Origin of the sequence: Mycobacterium sp., assembly GCF_965229105.1 — a bacterium.
In the GTDB taxonomy this organism is placed as follows: Bacteria; Actinomycetota; Actinomycetes; order Mycobacteriales; family Mycobacteriaceae; genus Mycobacterium.
On sequence record NZ_OZ245858.1, the window covers coordinates 6,455,198 to 6,473,486 of the forward strand.

At 66.4% G+C, this 18,289-nt stretch carries 14 protein-coding genes; 3 read left to right on the top strand and 11 right to left on the bottom strand.

Annotation, left to right across the window (positions count from 1 at the left end; genetic code table 11):
• Positions 1-367: 367 nt before the first annotated feature.
• Positions 368-1,141 carry a trans-aconitate 2-methyltransferase gene (locus ADBZ9O_RS30495; protein ID WP_526527246.1) on the bottom strand — a complete coding sequence of 258 codons (774 nt, stop codon included), beginning with the start codon at positions 1,139-1,141 and terminating at the stop codon, positions 368-370.
• 20 nt (positions 1,142-1,161) lie between these two features.
• Here ADBZ9O_RS30495 and ADBZ9O_RS30500 point away from each other — a divergent pair, with 20 nt between their 5' ends.
• From ADBZ9O_RS30500 to ADBZ9O_RS30510, 3 genes are read left to right on the top strand one after another with little or no spacing between them, the layout of a single operon-like run.
• Positions 1,162-2,046 (top strand): amidohydrolase family protein, encoded by an 885-nt coding sequence (locus tag ADBZ9O_RS30500; RefSeq protein WP_526527247.1) that lies wholly within the window; start codon positions 1,162-1,164, stop codon positions 2,044-2,046.
• A gap of 52 nt (positions 2,047-2,098) precedes the next feature.
• Complete coding sequence (locus ADBZ9O_RS30505) at positions 2,099-3,940, top strand: ArnT family glycosyltransferase (protein ID WP_526527248.1); 1,842 nt, start codon at positions 2,099-2,101, stop codon at positions 3,938-3,940.
• Between the two features lie 27 nt (positions 3,941-3,967).
• Positions 3,968-5,179, top strand: coding sequence for an alpha/beta hydrolase family protein (locus tag ADBZ9O_RS30510; protein WP_526527249.1), 1,212 nt, complete (start codon positions 3,968-3,970; stop codon positions 5,177-5,179).
• Here ADBZ9O_RS30510 and eccE read toward each other — a convergent pair.
• The 10 genes from eccE to eccA form a co-directional block, all read right to left on the bottom strand.
• Entirely contained in the window at positions 5,169-6,149 is a 981-nt protein-coding gene (gene eccE, locus ADBZ9O_RS30515; protein ID WP_526527250.1) for a type VII secretion protein EccE, read from the bottom strand. The two genes, ADBZ9O_RS30510 and eccE, sit on opposite strands and share 11 nt — an antisense overlap.
• Positions 6,146-7,531, bottom strand: coding sequence for a type VII secretion-associated serine protease mycosin (mycP, locus tag ADBZ9O_RS30520; RefSeq protein WP_526527251.1), 1,386 nt, complete (start codon positions 7,529-7,531; stop codon positions 6,146-6,148). Before mycP ends, eccE begins: the two co-directional genes overlap by 4 nt.
• A complete protein-coding gene (eccD, locus tag ADBZ9O_RS30525) occupies positions 7,528-8,973 on the bottom strand; it encodes a type VII secretion integral membrane protein EccD (protein WP_526527252.1) in 1,446 nt (481 codons plus the stop codon). The genes mycP and eccD overlap by 4 nt, the downstream gene beginning before the upstream one ends.
• Before the next feature lie 21 nt (positions 8,974-8,994).
• Positions 8,995-9,840 carry an ESX secretion-associated protein EspG gene (locus ADBZ9O_RS30530; RefSeq protein ID WP_526527253.1) on the bottom strand — a complete coding sequence of 282 codons (846 nt, stop codon included), beginning with the start codon at positions 9,838-9,840 and terminating at the stop codon, positions 8,995-8,997.
• 3 nt (positions 9,841-9,843) lie between these two features.
• Entirely contained in the window at positions 9,844-10,131 is a 288-nt protein-coding gene (locus ADBZ9O_RS30535) for a WXG100 family type VII secretion target (protein ID WP_526527254.1), read from the bottom strand.
• A 25-nt stretch (positions 10,132-10,156) separates the two neighbouring features.
• Positions 10,157-10,450, bottom strand: coding sequence for a type VII secretion protein EsxS (locus ADBZ9O_RS30540; RefSeq protein ID WP_526527255.1), 294 nt, complete (start codon positions 10,448-10,450; stop codon positions 10,157-10,159).
• Positions 10,451-10,526: 76 nt separating this feature from the next.
• On the bottom strand, positions 10,527-10,841 hold the full coding sequence (locus ADBZ9O_RS30545; protein WP_526527256.1) for a PE domain-containing protein: 315 nt from the start codon (positions 10,839-10,841) through the stop codon (positions 10,527-10,529).
• Positions 10,838-14,803 (bottom strand): type VII secretion protein EccCa, encoded by a 3,966-nt coding sequence (eccCa, locus tag ADBZ9O_RS30550; protein ID WP_526527257.1) that lies wholly within the window; start codon positions 14,801-14,803, stop codon positions 10,838-10,840. The genes ADBZ9O_RS30545 and eccCa overlap by 4 nt, the downstream gene beginning before the upstream one ends.
• Positions 14,800-16,341 carry a type VII secretion protein EccB gene (eccB, locus tag ADBZ9O_RS30555; protein ID WP_526527258.1) on the bottom strand — a complete coding sequence of 514 codons (1,542 nt, stop codon included), beginning with the start codon at positions 16,339-16,341 and terminating at the stop codon, positions 14,800-14,802. The genes eccCa and eccB overlap by 4 nt, the downstream gene beginning before the upstream one ends.
• Positions 16,338-18,131, bottom strand: coding sequence for a type VII secretion AAA-ATPase EccA (gene eccA, locus ADBZ9O_RS30560; protein ID WP_526527259.1), 1,794 nt, complete (start codon positions 18,129-18,131; stop codon positions 16,338-16,340). The genes eccB and eccA overlap by 4 nt, the downstream gene beginning before the upstream one ends.
• Positions 18,132-18,289: the final 158 nt, after the last annotated feature.

Below are 18,289 nucleotides of genomic sequence, written 5' to 3' on the forward strand. Positions count from 1 at the left end.
CGGAGATGGCGCTGGTGCGCGTGCTTCGGACGGCGGCCTGACCCGATTTGGCAAGATGACCACCGGACCCGCGCCCCGCCGACGTCGCCGACGACGACGACCGCGTCAGCTTCGTCGCCCCAGCGTCGGAAGATGCCGCTACTGCACCTGAGTCAGCACCATCGTCGGCGCTCGCAACGGCGGCATGCGGCACCGCGAGCGTGAGCCCCACCAGAAACGTTGCGGCACCCAACCGTGCAGCACAATTCAGCATTAAATTACCCCCGACCTCCGGCGCGCAGAAGGACTGACCCGCGAAAACGATACGACAAGATCGCTCAGAAGGGACGATTTCTCACCCGCGCCAAGAGGCAAATTTCCGCGGACCTCAGCCCACCTGCGCGACGACGAAGATACGCCGGAATGGGAAGAACGTACGGCCATCCGGGCGGGGCGGGTAGGCCTCGGTCAGCAACGGGATCAGCTGATGTCGGTACTGTGCGTAGGCCTCGGCGGAAAGCCGGCTCTTCACCTCGGTCAGCGCTGTGCCGCTGATCCAGCCCAATACCGGGTTCTCGCCGGTCAATTCGTGAACGTAGGTGGTCTCCCAGGTGTCCACCGTGCAGCCGGCGTCAGTCAGGAGCTCGGCATAGCGCACCGGTGTCTCGACGATTTTTCCTTCATTGAACCGCAAGTCACTCAACGGGTTTGCGAATGGCGCGCGACGGGCCACTTCACGTACCGCCCGATGCGACGGCGCATCGAAGTTGCCAGGGACCTGGAATGCAATCCACGACCCTGGGGCCAGTTCGCGGGCCCAACGGACCACCAGCTCGGTGTGGTCGGGGATCCACTGCAACGCCGCATTGGACACCACCACATCGGTATCGGGTTTCGGTGACCAGGCGCCGATGTCACCGACGACAGCGTCGACCCCGCGTTCGACGGCGGCCGCGACCATTTCCGGCGAGCTGTCGACCGCCTCGACCTCGGCGGCAGGCCAACGCTGGCCCAGGGTCACCGTCAAGTTGCCGGGACCGCACCCCAGGTCGACCACACGACGTGGCTGGGCGGCGGCGACCCGCGACAGCAGGTCGAAAAAGGGCCGGCCACGGTGATCCGCGAAGGCCAGATAGACGTCGGGGTCCCAGGGATTCGGCATGGTGACATCATCTATGACCGATGCATGAATCTGACTCGGTCAACAGGATCTGGATGTCGCTGCGACTGCCCGGCATCGTGGACGTGCACACCCATTTCATGCCGAAATCGGTGATGGACAAGGTCTGGCAGTACTTCGATTCCGCGGGTCCACTGACCGGGCGGGTCTGGCCGATCACCTACCGGACGGCGGAATCGGAACGTGTCGAGACGTTGCGGCAGTTCGGTGTGCGGGCCTTCACGTCGCTGGTCTATGCGCACAAGCCACAGATGGCCGCCTGGCTCAACCAATGGGCGGCCCAATTCGCCGCGGACACCCCGGACTGCCTGCGCACAGCGACGTTCTATCCCGAGGACGGTGCCACCGGGTACGTCGCCGACGCGATCGACGCAGGTACCCGGGTCTTCAAAGCCCATGTCCAGGTCGGCAACTACGACCCGAACGACCCACTGCTCGACGGGGTCTGGGGCACGATCGAGGACGCGCGCACCCCCGTCGTCATCCACTGTGGCTCGGGCCCGGCACCCGGCGATTTCACCGGACCGGACCGGATCCGCGCCCTGCTACGCCGGTATCCGCGGCTGGTCCTGATCATCGCCCATATGGGCATGCCGGAGTACACCGAGTTCCTCGACCTCTGCCAAGACCACGACCAGCTCCGCCTGGACACCACCATGGTGTTCACCCCGTTCGCGGAGACCATGATGCCGTTCCCACCGTCTGCGCTGGGCCGCCTGCGAGATCTCGGTGACCGCATCCTGTTCGGCAGCGATTTCCCGAATATCCCCTACGACTACGCGACCGCAATGCAGGCGCTGACCAGCCTCGACGGTATCGATGATGACTGGCTGCGTGGCGTGTTCCACGATAATGCGGCACGGCTCTTCGGGCTGACTGCCAGCTAGTTCGCAGCTATCACCCAGGGCCGCCACCAGGGTTGACCGCCACAGTGGTGCCGTGACTGCCGTCGCTGACAGCCCCGCCGTCCGGCCCTCTGCCCACGCCGAGCGGCCCGCCGACTCCCGGTCACCGCGCTGGCCGCCCTACGCCTTGGCTGCGCTCCTGGCGCTCACGGCTGTGTTGTACCTCTGGGACCTGTCGACCAACGGGTACGGCAACGCTTTCTACGCCGCCGCCTCCCAGTCCGGCGCGCAGAGTTGGTCGGCGTGGTTTTTCGGCTCGCTGGACCCGAACAATTTCGTGACGGTCGACAAACCGCCTGCGGCCCTGTGGGTGAGCGGCCTGTCGGTGCGACTGTTCGGGATGAACCCGTGGTCGGTTCTGGTGCCGCAAGCCCTGATCGGCGTTGCCACCGTCGCCGTCCTTACCGCGGCGGTGCGCCGGGTCGTGACCAACCCGCGTCTGGGCGCGGCCGCGGGCCTGCTGGCCGGCGCCGCGTGCGCGCTGACACCGGTGTCGGTGCTGATCTTCCGCTACAACAATCCTGACGCCCTGATGGTCCTGCTGATCACCATCGCCGCCTACTGCCTGACGCGGGCCGTGCAGGCCGCATCGTGGCATTGGCTCGCGCTGGTCGGCGTCGCGCTGGGTTTTGCCTTCCTGACCAAAATGCTCGAGGGCCTGCTGGTGTTGCCGGTATTCACCATGGCCTATCTACTGTTCGCTCCGACGCGTTGGCGAAAGCGGTTGGGCCACTTATTGATCGCGGGTATCGCCCTGCTGATCTCCGCCGGCTGGTGGGTGCTGGCGGTTGCGCTGTGGCCGACCGATGCCAGGCCCTACATCAGCAACTCAGGCGATAACAGCGTGCTCGATCTCGCACTCGGCTACAACGGGGTCAATCGGATTGTCGGCAGCAACAAACACGAAGGTGGGTTCGGTACGGCGTCCAGCCTGCACCGGCTCTTCGTTTCCGAGATGGGCAACGAGATTTCGTGGCTGCTGCCGGTCGCACTGTTCGCCGTGTGCTTCGGCATCTATCTGAGTCTGCGCGGCGCGCTCAGCCGTGACGAGAAGGCTGCACTGCTCACCTGGGGTGGCTGGCTCCTGCTGTGCGGCAGCGTATTCAGCTATATGGATGGCATGGTCCATCCGTATTACACGGTGGCGATGGCTCCTGCGATCGGGGCGTTGGTCGGCCTCGGCGGCGTGTGGGCGTGGCGGCGCCGCACCGGTTGGGACGGCCGGGTGGCGATGGCCGCGATGATCACCCTTGGCGCCGGATGGGCGATTCTGCTGTTGCATCGGGCTGGGCTCGGCCCGGTGTGGATCCGGTGGGGTATCGCCATCGCAGCCATCGCCGCGGTCGCGACGCTCACCGCGTCACACCGAATGCCGCGGCTGATTCCGGTGGCTACCGTCGTGGGGGTGGTCGCGAGTCTGGGTGGAACCGCGGTCTTCGCGATCGCCACGGCGGCGACACCCCATGACGGCGCGATACCGAATGCCGTGCACACCGGCACCATGTGGCCGACCGTCGGAAAACGTTTCGGGGCACCGGTGTTCCGGATGGGCGATCTGCAGACGAATGCCGCATTGGGCGAAATGCTGCGCGGCACCTCGACGCGGTGGTCGGCGGCCGTCATCGGCTCCCAACCGGCCGCAGCGCTGGAAGTGTCCTCCGGTACCGCGGTGATGGCGATCGGCGGCTGGAGCACTGACCCGGTGCCGACACTGGACCAGTTCATCGACGATGTGCGGTCCGGTCAGATCACCTACTTCGTCGACAGCGGTAGGAACCACATCATGGCGCCGTACGGCAAGGCGATCGCGAACTGGGTGATTGCCCACTATCCGGTCAGCAATATCAGCGGGACGAAGGTATACCGCCTCGGCTAACCGATGGCGCCCGCTAACATCGCGGTCGTGGCAGCTCCCCCGGATAACGCAGCTATTGCCGACCCCGTAGTCCCGCTTCCCGTCCCCGATGTCCCCGGTGACGACGCCGATGCGCGGGGCCTGCCGGACCGGTCCGAGTTATCGGTGGGCCAGCGCGCGATTGTCGATGCATCGGTGGTTGCCGATCTCGGTCTGCGCACCGCCGTCGCGTCGCTGGTGGGGGCGGCGATGCTGCCACCGGTGATCACCGGCCTGCTGCGCCGCAGCGACGCGAAAGCCGAACGCGATAACTTGGCGTTCTACGCCGACCTGGCCGCCCACCGGGACAGCACGAAATCGTTTCCGGCACCCACCGTCGCACCCTCGGTATCGACGCGGGGCGCCAATCCGCTGGCCAGCTGGATGGCTCACGGTCATGTGGAGCACATCAGGTTCACCAGCAGCTTTGCACCGGTCAACCCAGCCATGCGCCCACTGTGGCAACGATTCGACCGCAATAACGTTGTGCACGCCCAGCATTGGCGTCACGACGATGACGGGCCGCGGCCCACGCTGTGCGTCATCCACGGTTTCCTCGGTTCGGCGTACATGTTCAACGGGATGTTCTTCTCGCTGCCGTGGTTCTTCCGTTCGGGCTATGACATCGTGCTGTACACGCTGCCGTTCCACGGCCGTCGGGCCGAGAAGCACTCGCCGTTCAGTGGTTACGGCATTTTCGCCAACGGCATGGCCGGGTTCGCCGAATCGATGGCGCAGGCGGTGCACGACTTCCGTTCGGTGCTGGATTATCTGCAGTACACCGGTGTGGACAAGATGGCCGTGACCGGTATGTCCCTGGGCGGCTATACCTCGTCGCTGATCGCCTCGGCCGATGACCGCCTGGCCGCGGTGATCCCCAATGTTCCTGTGGTGACTCCCGAGTCGGCCTTCGACGACTGGTTTCCCGCGAACAAGCTGGTGTCTTTGGGCCGCGCGTTCGGTGGGGTCAGCAAGGAAGCGTCGGCGGCGGCATCGTCGTATCACTCACCGCTGAACTACGCGCCGCGGGTGCCCAAGGAGCGACGGCTCATCATCACCGGGCTCGGTGATCGACTGGCACCCCCGGAACAGGCCGAAGCGTTGTGGGAGCACTGGGATCGCTGCGCGCTGCACTGGTTCCCCGGCAATCACGTCTTGCATGTCAGCCAGCCCGAGTACCTGCGCCGGATGACCAGGTTCCTGCGGCCATTCATGTTCTGACGGGCACCCGATTCGCATGCCAACTCAGCCCGGAGTCCGCGCGCCAAGGAAATGACTGTGCGGCAACGTATCCGGTGAAAAACGGGTGAAGGGCCGTCAGCGCCGCGCGCTGCAGGCCCGGTTGTGGCCCGAGTTCGGGTAGCGGCGCGGCGGCCGCGGGTATCTCGTCGGTACGCACCGCGCACGCCACCGATGCCTGCACATCATCGCCGGAACCGCTGAACTGCAGAACTGTCCACACTTCGACGCAGGGCAGTGCCCACAGCTCGGGCAGCACCTCGGCCGGTGCGGCGCCTGCCCGCACCTCATAGGCGGCGACGTAACCGTGTGCACCGTCCTGCACGGCTCGCCACCGCTCCTTGACCTGGGGTCCGAGCAGATCGGGCACGCCGATATCGACGGTGCTGACAGTCCACCCATATTCGCGAAGGTGATCGGCCAGTCGGCGCAGCACGATCTCGGCGGTGTCCCGCAAGGGAATTGTGGCCGAACGTGCCTGCAGCGCAGCCAGATTAGTGGCGGCCGACATGGTCAGGCCGATCCACGTGGTCCGGCCCGCCACAGTGTCCCGGCTGGTCACCCGTACGGCGTCGCAGCGGATACCGTACCTATCGAGATACTCCGCGATCAATGGCAACGGCAGATCTGGCGACAGTTCATCGGACCGTTCCGGCAGCACACGGAGCACGACCGTGGTGCGGGCATCGGCCGCCGATCCGTCCACCAGTGTGTGTGCGCCGGATTCGTGGCCGGCACCCCCGCGCAACAGGGCCAGTCGCCGCCCCACGATGGTGGTGAGGTGCAGGCCACGCCACCAACTCAGCAGCACAACCGCCACGATGACCGCGATGCCTGCGATCCACCGCTCATTGGTGGTTCGCCACGGGTACATCATTGCCGCTGGCACAATCACCAACAGCACCAGTGTGATTCGTCCCGCTCCTGGCACGGCGACCCCCCCTGGACTCACTGGGCCTGTTCCTTTCGTCTGTGCATGGCGAATGCCGCCACCGCCACGGCGAGCACGAGCACCGCTGCGCCCGTGAACGCGATGGTGCGCGGTCTGTGGTTGACCGGGGGCGCCGCCACCGGCGCCGCGATCTGAGTGGCCGGCACGACGACCGGCTCCGATGAGACGGGCAGCTGCCAGGTCAACGCCGCGACCGGGTCCACCGTGCCCGCCCCGATCAGATTCGACGGTGCCTGCGCGCCACGGTGCGCGCTTGCGGTCAGGCGGTTCATCACCTGTGCCGCAGCGAGTTCGGGGAATCGACTGCGCACCAGTGCGGCCACCCCGGAGACATACGCCGCGGCATAACTGGTTCCGCTGAGGCTCGACAGGGTGCCGCGACCGTCCGGCATACCGTTGGCCAGGCCTCCGCCGTCACCGTTACTCAGCGAGACGATGTCCTGTCCCGGTGCGGCGATCCCCAGCCACGGCCCGGCCATGGTGAATGCGGACGGCTGCGCCGCCGAGGTCAGCGAACCGACGCTCACCAAATACGGCTGCCACCATGATGGGGACGAAACCGACGTGACCCCAGCCCAATTGCGCGGATCATCGGCATTTCCGCCATTGCCGAGCGGATTGGATACGCACGCCGCACCGCCGGACAGCCCGGTCGGTGCCGCATTACCCGCTGCCGCGACGATCACCACATCTTTGTCCACCGCCGCGTAGCGAAGCGCCGCACCGAGTGCGGACTGGTCGACGGTGTTGTCGGCGGGCAGGCACGTCACGGTGGAGATGTTGATGATCCGGGCGCCCAGGTCGGCGGCGTGCACGATGGCCCGCGCCAGCGAGGCGGTATCGATGGCGGCCCGCGCCAGCGCCGGGTCTTCACCCGGTGTGCGTGGTGCGTACGCGGCCGAGGTCTGGCGGATGGACAGGACGCGGGCACCGGGCGCCACACCGGAGAAGGCATCGTCACCGGGCTGGCCCGCGATGATGCCCGCGATCAACGTGCCATGGCCGTCACAATCGGTCAGGCCGTCGGTGCTCGCCACGTAGTCACCGCCGGGTTCGACGTTGGGCAGCCTCGGTCCCGGGGTGACGCCGGTATCGATCACCGCGACAGTCTGGCCCTCGCCGCGGGAGAACTGCCATGCCCCAGCAAGATTGAGCATCGCCTGCGCCGGCGCCGCCGCATCGGCGGGCGTGCCGAGCGTTCCGGGAATGACGCCGGTGGTGACGCACTCGGTGCGCTGGGTCATCGGCACCGCGGGCCCGGTGCTGCCGGTTGGCGGCGCAGTCTCCCCTGCGACGACCGGCGGGCTGATCGCCCACGCCGCCGGGCACGCCAGCAGCGCCACCGTGGCAGTGACCGCCGCCGAACGCACGAGACCTCTCATCGATTGAGCACCCAAGTGAAGATGCCGACCAGGTAAGCCATCACCGGGATCAGTGAGGCGTCGAAACCGGCGGAGACAAAACCCACCAACCGCCGCATCGGCAGGGAGAAGCTCTCCGGTGATGCCAGCCGCGGATTGGTCGCGACGACGACCCAGGCGGCTACCAGCACCGCAAGAACCGCCAACGTCCACAGCGCCAGCAGGAAGCGGTGCTGCACGGTGAAGATGACCACCAGCGCCAGCGCAACGAGGAACGGCGCGGCGAGCAGCCAGGCCTTGCAGGCGGCGGTATCCCACACTCGGGCGCGCAGCACAGCCGCAGCGGCGGTGGCGATCACCAGATACCAGCCCCAGATACCCGATGATTCGGCCCGGCCGACGATCAGCAGCGAGCCCAGAACCGCCAGCAGCACGGCCCCGGCGATGAATCCGGTCTGATGGGCGTTACTGACCCGTACCCGCCGGGGCAGGTCTGCCAGCACCTTCAGCGATGGCGCCGACGGCGCCGGATCGCCGGGCGCGGGGATGACCGGCACCGGAAAGCGCGCCCACATCGCCGACAGTTGTGCGGCCTGAATGGTGACCACCAGCGCCAGCACGATCAGCACGCAGCCCAGAGTCAGCAGCGGCAGAGCCCAGATGGCGGCCACCGCGGCACTCAGCAGCACACCCGCCCCGACCACCGCGGTCGCCGTGAAAAAGCCGAGTTCCGCTTCGTTCCCGTCGCGGCCCAACAACATGGCAATCAGTGACCATGCGGTCACGCCCGCGGCGGCGAGCAGAACATGTGCAGAGCCGATATCGCCGGGGATCGCCAGGACGAACGCCGCGGCGATCGGAACCAGCGCGACGATGGAGATCTCGGTGGCCGGGCGCTGTGTCTTGGCCCGCAGGAGTAGGGCCGCAACCACGGTCACCGCCACCAGCGCACTGACGACATAGAGGCCGACCGAGCCGCCGCTGGCCGCACTGTGCGCGACCGCGACACCGGTGATGGCCAGTACCAGGGCGACGACGCCGGCGCGGGCGATCGCCTGGATGTGTGCCAACCCCCACGAGTTCGACCGCGACGCCGAAAAGATGACGGCCGCATCGGCGATATCCTCGACAATGCCCGGCGCGGCCGGACCCACCGGAAGCGGTTGCAGCGCAAGTAGATCGCCGTCGACGATACCCACGGTGTCCAGACTGGCATCGAGGCTGAACGGCGCCCCACCGATCGGTGCGAGGCTCAGCCGCCGTGATGCGACAGGAGATGGTTCATCCCAGTCGGTGGCCTCGTCGTCGCTGGTGAGCAGCAGCCGTTGCACGGCGGGCAGTATCTCGCGCAGTGGTAACTCCGCAGGCAGCGCCATCTCCGATATCCGGCTATCGGCGAGGATTGCCACCCGCACGATCGGCAGGGCTACGGTCCCCACGGGACCCGTCGAAACCTCAGTCATGTGTTGGTTCGTCTCTTTCGCTCAGTGGGACAGTTGTGCGGCCGGAAACCATTGGCCGTCAGTCAAGGTGGCGGTCAGGCCATCGACGGCCAGCGCAATCGCCAGCGGCGTTCCCGGTGCGAAGGTCGATACCCATTCACCGTCGAACGCCTGCGCCGGGCTGACGAGCACGCGGCCCTCGCTGGTGTCGATGACGGCGATACCGACCTCGGTACTCGCATAGGTGCCGTCGTGGTGCTGTCCCGCCACGACCTCGACGTAGGTGCGTTGACCAGCGAACACCGATTCGACCACCCGCCGAGCCGAGGCGGGGACGCCGAGGTAGTCGAGTACACCGGCCAGGTCGGCGCCGCTGCGCAGCTGCTCATCGGCCCGGGCGCCGACGCGCGCAGGCAGCGAGAACTCGGTGAACCGCGCGGGTGCGCGCGGGGACAACCCGGCGGCGAGAACCGGTACCAGTCCGGACGGGTCATCGATATCCATCGCGGTGAAGGTGACCAACGCCGCGCTGCGCAGCGCGACGATGGTCCGGGCGCCGCGCCGGGCGACGAAACCACGCAGCATCGCGGGCGTCTCCGCCGCCGATGCGGACGTGGCTTCGACGTAACGTAATTCGAGCCAGCGGTCGGGGAAACACACCGCTTTGATCCAGTCGGCGACAACCGGGTCGATCCGGCCGGTGTCAGCGGCGATCACCCCGAGCCCCATCAGATCCTCGGCCTGTCTGGTATTGAAGGCAGACCGCTGAGAGACATCGGCATACGGCGGGGTAATGGCCAGCACCCAGGGAAATGTGCCGAGCCCCAACGCATCCGCGATGTACCACGCGGCGTCGACTGTCAGCTCGACAGCGTTAGGAGCGCCCACAAGTTAGCCCCACTTGGCGCCTTCGGACTGATCGCGCGCCAACATCGACATGGTGTTGGTCTCGTGCGTCCCGGCCATGGCGCGATAGGCGCGGACGAGATCCTCCATCGCCTGATTCCACTGCGCCTGCCAGGCCTGATAGGTGATGGCGGTATCACCGGCCCAGGCATTGGACAGAGCGGACTGCTCGACTGCGATATCCGCACCGACGGCCTGCAACGCGCCGGAGTAGCCGGCCATATCCCCCGCGTGGCCGAGCATCGCGGGGTAGTTGTACATGATCTGCGACATGGTATTTCGCTCCTGTCAGTGTGTTTCAGTGACTGCCGTAGGTGCTGGCTGCTGCCGCATCCTGGGCAACGTAGGTGGCGCCCGCTTCTCCGAGGTTGGCCTGGGCGATGTCAAGCAGCATGTTCACCCTGGCCGCGACCTCGACGAAGCGCGCGTGCGCGGCCTGGAAGGCTGCCGACGATTCGCCGACGTGGAACGCCTGCGCGGACATTGCGGCTTGCTCGGCCTGGCCGATGGTGCTGCGCATCAGCGCCGTCTTGGCCCCGAACGCCGCTTCTGAGGCAATGATCTGCGGGATATGCGCGTCGAGAAGACTCATCCTCGTTGTGCTCCAATCACTTTTAGTGTCGTTTGTTTTCGGTGGTTTCGAACAGACTGCTGGCGGTCAGGAGTGGTCATCGGCCGCCGCGTGCGAGCAGGTACGTCGAGGCGGCCTGCGCATCCCCGGTCGCATAACTGGCGGCGGACTCACCGACACCCGCACCGGAGCGGCCGAGCTCGTCGATACCGTGGGTCGCGAGGGCGGCATGTTCGGTGCCCTGCGCACTGAACCCTGCTGCGGTTTGCAGTGATACCGGATCAGCAGCCGGTGGAATCACCGCGGTGATCAACGGTGCAGCCGCGGCGTGCGCGGCCGCGAGTCGGGCGGTCAGCGCCTCGACGGCGGCGCTGGTGGCCGCCAAACCTTCTGGAACAACGCGAAGGGTCATGACGGATACTGCCTTCCTATTTCTCGCTGTGCTGAACCACTGTGCTGCGCAACCCGCGGATGCACGAGTTGCAGATGGGTGCCGGTGTCGCCGTCGTCGAGCAGCACCGCCCGCCCGGCGGGCAGCCGGGTGAAGCGTTGGCCGCGGATCTTTCCGCCGTCCTGCGGGTTACCCGACAGCATCAGCGTGGTGGCCTGCAGATCGTTGAGCCGGCGCAGCAGCGGATTGGTCATCAGCGCGTGCGCCGAACCGGTGGCCCGCCCGGTGACGATCACCCGAAGACCCAGATCGATGGCCTGGGACAGCAATCCGATCAGCGGCGTCCACGGTCGCTGGCCCACGTATGGTCCGTTCAACGCGGGACTGTCCGGAATCTGATCGACATCGTCGATCAGCAGATAGTGGGTGTGACCGGTGTAGTCCCTGGGGCGACGCGCTTGGATGAGGGCGGCCAGGCCGAGCATCGCCGGGGTGATCCGGTCGATATTGCCGGTGTACTCGTTATCACCGAACAGCGGCTCGTCGGCGAGCTGAAGCCTGCGATCCAAGACGGTGAAGGCCACCTGATCCGGCGTCGAGTTCTCCCGGATCGTGCGGATGAGATGCCGCAGCAGTGTGGTCTTTCCGGACTTGCTGTCGCCGAGGACCATCAACAGCGGCTGGTCAGCAAAATCGATGGCAACCGATGCGAGATCGTCCTCGCGCTGACCGATGACCACCCGATCGGGGCCAAGGTACACCGGAGCCAACTCGCGCGGGTCGAGGTCGGTGGGCAGCAGGCGCACCGGCGGTGCAGCGACGCCAGGGTGACGGGAGTTGATCACAGCGATCTGATCGAGTTGCGGTGCGGCGAAAAGGAAGTGCTCGGCCGCCATGGTCAGGCCGCGCCCGGGCTGGTCGTGCGGGACGCTCTCCGCCGGTCGGTGCAGCGCTCCGACCACCCGGACGTTGCTCTCCCTGGGATCGGCCAGCCGCAGCTCCAACCGCATACCCAGCCCATCACGCATCGCCAGCGGCACCTCAAGCCAGTTCGGCGTGGTGATGACGACATGGATACCGTAGGCCAGACCGACATTGGCCAGCTCGGTCACTCTGGCCAGCAACGGATTACGAGTGTTGAACTGGTCGGTGTTTTCACGGCTGAACGCGTAGAGATTGTCGATCACCAAAAACACCGGGGAGAACCCGCCGCTGGCGTGGCCCGCCTGTTGGCGGGCGTGCAACAGCGCATCGAGTTCTCCGAAGGTGCGCCGGATCCGTTCGCCGTCAAGCGGCGACGCGACGCTGCCCACGTGGGCCAGCGACTCCAGCTCACGCAGCTTTCCGCCGCCGTAGTCCAGGCAATAGAACGACACCTCGCGGGGTGAGTGCAGGGCCGCCGCGGACAAGATGAAGGTCTGCACCGCTGTCGATTTTCCGGATTTGGGCCCACCGTGGATCAGCAGGTTGCCCGCCGCCGACAGTGCGTCGAAAACCAGAGGGTCACGGCGCATCTCGAAGGGTTTGTCGATCTCGCCGACCGGCCACCGCATCAGGCCTGGCTCGACTCCTGCGGTGCCAAGCAGCGACGTCAGCGGGACAGGTTCGTCCAGCGGCGGCAGCCACAGCGGCGGTGCGTAGGGGCCATAGGCGGCGAGTTGGTCGCCGATGGTGGCGATGAGTTTCCTCGGCGGGCCAACCGGCAGATCGTTCTGCTCGGCCAGGGTCACGATGTCCTGGTCGAGTTCCACGGCGCCCGCGGTGAATAGCCGCGGCTCCGGAGTCGTCGGCACGACAAACGATCTCACCGGTTGCGGCGGATCGTAGATACCGTCGACATAGGTGGCACGAAACTTCACCGGATCGGCACCTGGAGCGGGAACCAGGAAGCCGACGCCTTTGTGCTCTTTACCCGATTCGATGTGATAGGCGTCCTCGACGCCGATGATCTGTCGGGATACCGACGGGCTGGCCACCTTCAAGCCGATTCGGTAGGAGGTGTTCTTGTCGATATCTTTGATCTTGCCGACATCGAGCGTCTGGGATGCGAACAGGATGTGGATCCGGAACGAGCGCCCCTTGCGCGCAACGTAATCGAAGAGCTCGGCGTACTCGGGATGATCGGCCAGCATCAGCGTGAACTCGTCGGCGACGACGAACAGGGTCGGCAGGGCCGGCAGGTCGATGCCCGCTGCTTCGGCCGATTCACGGGCAGCCTCGTACTCGGTCACCGAGTTGAAGGCGCTGCCCTGAATCCGGCGACCGGACTCCCGCAGCAGCGTCTCGCGGCGAGCCACCTCACCGCGCAGGGTGTCGGCGAACCGGTCCGCCAGCGATTTCTTCTCGGCCATATTCGAGATCACCGCGACGACCTGGGGAAAGTGCCGGAAGATATCGGCACCCGCCTCACCCTTGAAATCGGCGTAGATCACGATGAGGCGGTCAGCGGAATGGGTGGTCAACAGGGACAACAGGATTGCCATCAGCGTCTGGGATTTGCCCGCGCCGGTCATGCCGATCATCAAGCCGTGCGGACCCATCCCGCCCTCGGCTTCATCCTTGAGGTCGAAGTACAGCGGTTCACCGTTGGGAGTGACCCCGATCGGCACCCGAAGCTCATCCTCGCGTCGTCGCGGCGCCCACAGGGTCGGCACATCCAACTGGGACGCATCGGCGATATCGAGCAACGTGGTGAATGTCGCTCCCCTGGTGGCGGCCGAGCGCAGACCGGCATGGGTGGGATTGGAATCCCAGCGCGACAGCTGCCGGGCCAGATGCGCCGCGTCGGCGGTCGACAAGGCGTCGGCGCGGTCGACATAGGGCGCCCAGCCGTTAGACAGCCAGCGTTCGATGCGAGCCACTTCCTCAGTACCACGCCCGACCCGCAGGATCGGCTTCTCCGGATCCGGGTACTGCTCGCGGTGCGGCGGCGTCTGCGAAAGATGGATGACAGTGACACCTGCCAGGCCCGCGGAAAGCACCGAGCTGGCCAGGTCATAGCCGGGATCGTCGACAATGATCAGCAGGTGGCGTTGCGACTGGTGGTTGGCGCCGTCAGCGGCACCGAAGAGGGCGCGCTCGGCCAGTAGTGGGCCGATCTTCGCGATCAGTTCATCGGGCGAGGCACAGAGGAAGCGGGCCGGACCGACCCCGTCGATATCACCGGGGATATCCACGTGCGGCAGCCATTTCAGCCACGACCAGCTCTGTGACTCCAGGTGGGGACTGGCCAGCGCGACTCCGAGCACGGATGGGTCGTGCCAGCTGACCGCCTGGGCGGTCCAGGCGCGGACCGCGGCCCGCGCCTGGTCGATATCGCCGGTCACCGTGACTCGGGAGACCGCGGTCAAGTCGATCCCGGTCGGGGCGTCGCGGACGGTGCGCTGGGTGTCGAGGAGGCCGCGAAGACTGCTGTGCGACACCGGTTCCAGATCGATGTCGTCGGCGGCATCCTTGACCCGCACGGTGGTCTCCAGTGGGACATCGTGCAGTCCGGTGCGCAGGACCAGGAAGTCGGAATCGTGCGGATCGCGCTCCCACTGCCGTCTGCGTCCCCTCGATCCGAGAATCTCGGCCAGCGCGGCAGGTTCGGGATGTGACCACTGCAGTGCGACCCGCTGGTCGGCGGCTTGGGCTCGGACGTTGTCGCGGATCACCGACAAGTAGCGCAAATAGTCGGCCCGCTCGGCGTCGACCTCCTCGGTGCGCATCTTGTTTCCGGTTCCGCGGTAGAGCGCGGTCGCCGCCAACAGCAGCACGAAGGGGAAGAAGAGCATCTGGGGTGAGACCAGACGCATTCCGGTGGCGATCAGCGCGATGATCATCCCGACAATCAGGATGACGATCAGATATGGCAGCGCGCGGCGCAGCAGTGACGGCGGAATCACCCGCGGCAACTCCGGTGGCGCCTCGATGGTGATGGTGCCCTTGCGTGACTGCGGTCGTGGCAGACGTCTACGTGCCTCGAAGATCAGCCTGCTCATCGGTTCTCCGTCCCTGCATATGCCGTTAGCGCATCAGCCTTCGACAGTGCGGTCCCCGCCGAGAACAGGGACAGCACCGACCACGGCATCGGTGTTGCCGGCAGCGTCAAGCCCAGCGCGGCTACGGTTTTGGCCACCTGGTCCTCGTCCCGGCCGCCTTCGATGCCGTACCGGACACCGGTATCGGCGACCCAGAACAGCGACCCGGCCGCTGGCGAGACCGGCTCCTGGCCCACGGTCTGCACGAAGTATCCGGAGCCGGGGGTCAGTGCCACCCGGGTGGCCGACCCGTCAAGGCCGCCGCCGACCAGATCGACGGTGTGCACCCCGTCGGCAAGTGGCAGCGAAGAGCCGGACAGCAGAGTCAGCGAACTCGTCGAGGCATCAACGGGTTTCGTCCAGCGAACGCAGGTCACGGGCGCGGCCGCCGCATCAGCCAGCGACAGTTGACGCACCGGATAGGCACCGGTGTCGATCATTCGCGAGACGGGCATCCTGGCGATATCGTCGGCGCCGAGCCGCGGCGGCTGCGCCATCCCGTAGGAGTTGGTGTTGCGCAGTACGGCCGCCAGAACCGGTGAGACCGGCTGCAATCCATCGGAGAGCACCGCGTAGTACAGCAGCGTGTTATCGGTGCCGTAGGCGACCACGACCGCGCCGACCGGAGCCGGAACCGGCAGCGCAAACTGCGGTGGCGCCCCGGCGTCAGGGATGGGTGGCGCACTCAGCGGCGCACTCTCGGGGATTGCATTGAACAGTCCCGGCGAGATAGACCGCGCGGCAGGGATTTCCGCGCCAAGGCCGAGTGCGGAGGTCACCGCACGGTCGGCGAGGTTGATCGGACTGCGACGACCGTCCCACAGCAGCCAGGTCGCGGGACCCGTCAAGGATCCGTTGTCCACCAGGACCGCGGAGCCGTCGGCGAGAGCGGCGGCCCGCTCGCCACCCGTGGCAGGGGTGCCCGCGATAACCGTGACGCCGGGGGCGGCGGTACCCGAACCTTCGCAGACCGTCCAGTCGGCATCGCGTGCGGTGTTCTGCACCATCCGCTCCGGTGCTCCTGGGATGCCGATCGCACTTCCGCGCGGAAGCTTGTCCAGCTCAGTGCTTTTCACCTGCACTGGGTTATCCGGCTTGCCGACAATGAGCCGTGCGGAGGTCAGGTTCAGGACGGGGTGGAGTTCGTCGTTGACCCGGACATACAGTGCGGCGGTGTCCCGGTCGGCGAGCACGGCGTTATCGCCGACGACGCCGTTGGGGCGGATCAGCGAGAAGACAAAACAGCCGATGACGCCGGTGATCACGATCAGCACACCCATCAGCACCGCGCGCGACTGGCTGCGCAGGGGGTCGACGAGCATCCGGGCATCGTGCAGTGCGACGCCAGAGGCGATCCGGCGCATGACAAATCGCCACCCGGTCACCTGATGTCGGGTCACGAAGCCGCGGCGGTAGGTCACCCGGTCCTGGTTGGTGTTGGCCGGGGTGCGAGAGGTGAAGGCGCGACGGTCGTTATCCCCAGAGTTGTCGTCGCTCATGCCGGTACCGTCAATCCGAGGCCACGCAGCAGCGGCACCACCGAGGTGCGGACGTCGCTGGCGGTGATGGTCATGAGGTCCTCGTCGGTAAAGGTGACCGGGCCTGCCTGCGGAGAATGCTCCCGGTGGTCGAGCCGGAATTCGCGTTCCTCTTCCGAACGCTCGACGACGTTGCGGACGAACCGGCCGTTACCGGCGATATCGAGACTGCGGCGGTCGACACCGGCGGCGTCGGGGCTCGACGATGCGGCCAACTGCCCAAACAGCGTCTGTAGATCGTCGAGGGCAGCCTGGGAGAAGACGCTGTCCCGTTGGCCCGCCATCGCATTGGCGATCTCGACCAGTTCGGCGGCCGAATACGACGGGAAGTCGATGCTTCTGGTGAACCGGGATCGGAGGCCTTCGTTGGTGTCGAGAAACCGGTCGAGATCGGCGCGGTAGCCGGCGATGATGACGACCAACCGGTCGCGGTCGTTCTCCATCCGAGCCAGCAGCGTATCGATGGCGACCAGACCGAAATCGTTCTTGGCGCCGGTGGCGACCAGGGCGTAGGCCTCATCCAGGAACAGCACGCCGTCGAGTGCGCTGTCGATCATGGCGTTGGTCTTCGCCTCGGTCTCGCCGATGTGCTGACCGATCAGATCGGCGCGATGCACCTCTTTGACGGTTTCCTTCTTCAACAACCCCAGGCCGCAGTAGATCTTCGCAACCACACGCGCGATGGTCGTCTTACCGGTTCCCGGCGGACCGGCGAACACCAGGTGATGGGTGCGCTGGGCGACCGCGAGCCCGCGCTGCTGGCGCAGCAATGCCATCGCCACCGAGCTCTTGAGGCGCGCCACCTGATTCTTGACTTCGTCGAGACCGATGAATTCGCCAAGCTGCTGCTCGGCTTCGGCCAGGAGTGCCGCCTTGCGTTCATGGGCGCCGGGATCAACGAAATCTGCGTCACTGGGTTCGGTTTCGCGATCCCATGGATCGCTGCGGGCTTCGATACGCGCTGCGGTGGTGGTGACGATTCCGAACGACGGATCCGACAAGGCCTGTTCGATCTGGCCATTCTCCGGGTTCGCGGCATACAGGTCCTGCAGCACCTCGCTGGCGGTCTCTTCGTCACCGTGTGCGCGCAGCGCCAGTGCCTTGGCGAACGCCCCGTCGGTGGCTGCAACTGCCACCGGACCCGCAGCATCCTCCAGGTAGGACAGCGCCGGAGCGAACATCCCGAGGCGCGCCAGAGCCGTGCCGAGGGTGACCTTGGCGGCGTGCGCGAACAGTTCGTCGAGACTGTCATCGTTGACGATCGGTGTGAGCAGTTTGACCACGTCCGACCAACGTTCGGCGCGGTAGTTCACCGCGACCGCGACCCAACGCGCCCGCGGTGACTTCAGGTCAGGGATCAGTGCCGCTGCCTCGCCGAATCTACCGGCGGTGGCGAGCGCCGCCGCATACGCCAAATGGAAATCCTGCGGACCCGTCGCCAGGAACTGCAAGTACAGACCGGTGTCGTACTCGAAGCCCAGCGCGTGCGGAGCGATGTCGACCTGACGCTGCAATACCCCTGCGCTGTTCGCGGTCTCTGACACAGCGTGCAGAACCCGCAACGAGAGATCGCCCGCAGCCGCCAGCCCGGTCCACGCGTCGCACTGTTCGTGGGCGACGCGGGTCAGCGCGGCGAAACCTGACCGCGCAGCCGCGAGATCGGCGGGGCGGCGACGGTCGTAGACCTGCAGTCCGAGTGCTCTGCAACAGGTCGCGAACCGACTGACGACATCGTCGTCGACACGGGGCATCGTCCGTGCTGGCGGCCCTGCTGCCGACTGCACCGCAAGGGTGTCACTACCGATTTCCATGGGCGATGTAGGCGGGCGCAGCATGGCGCGGCCCCGCCGTCTCCTTAAGTTAGATATGCCTACGCTAACTTCAGGAAGTTAGCATCGCATAACCTAAC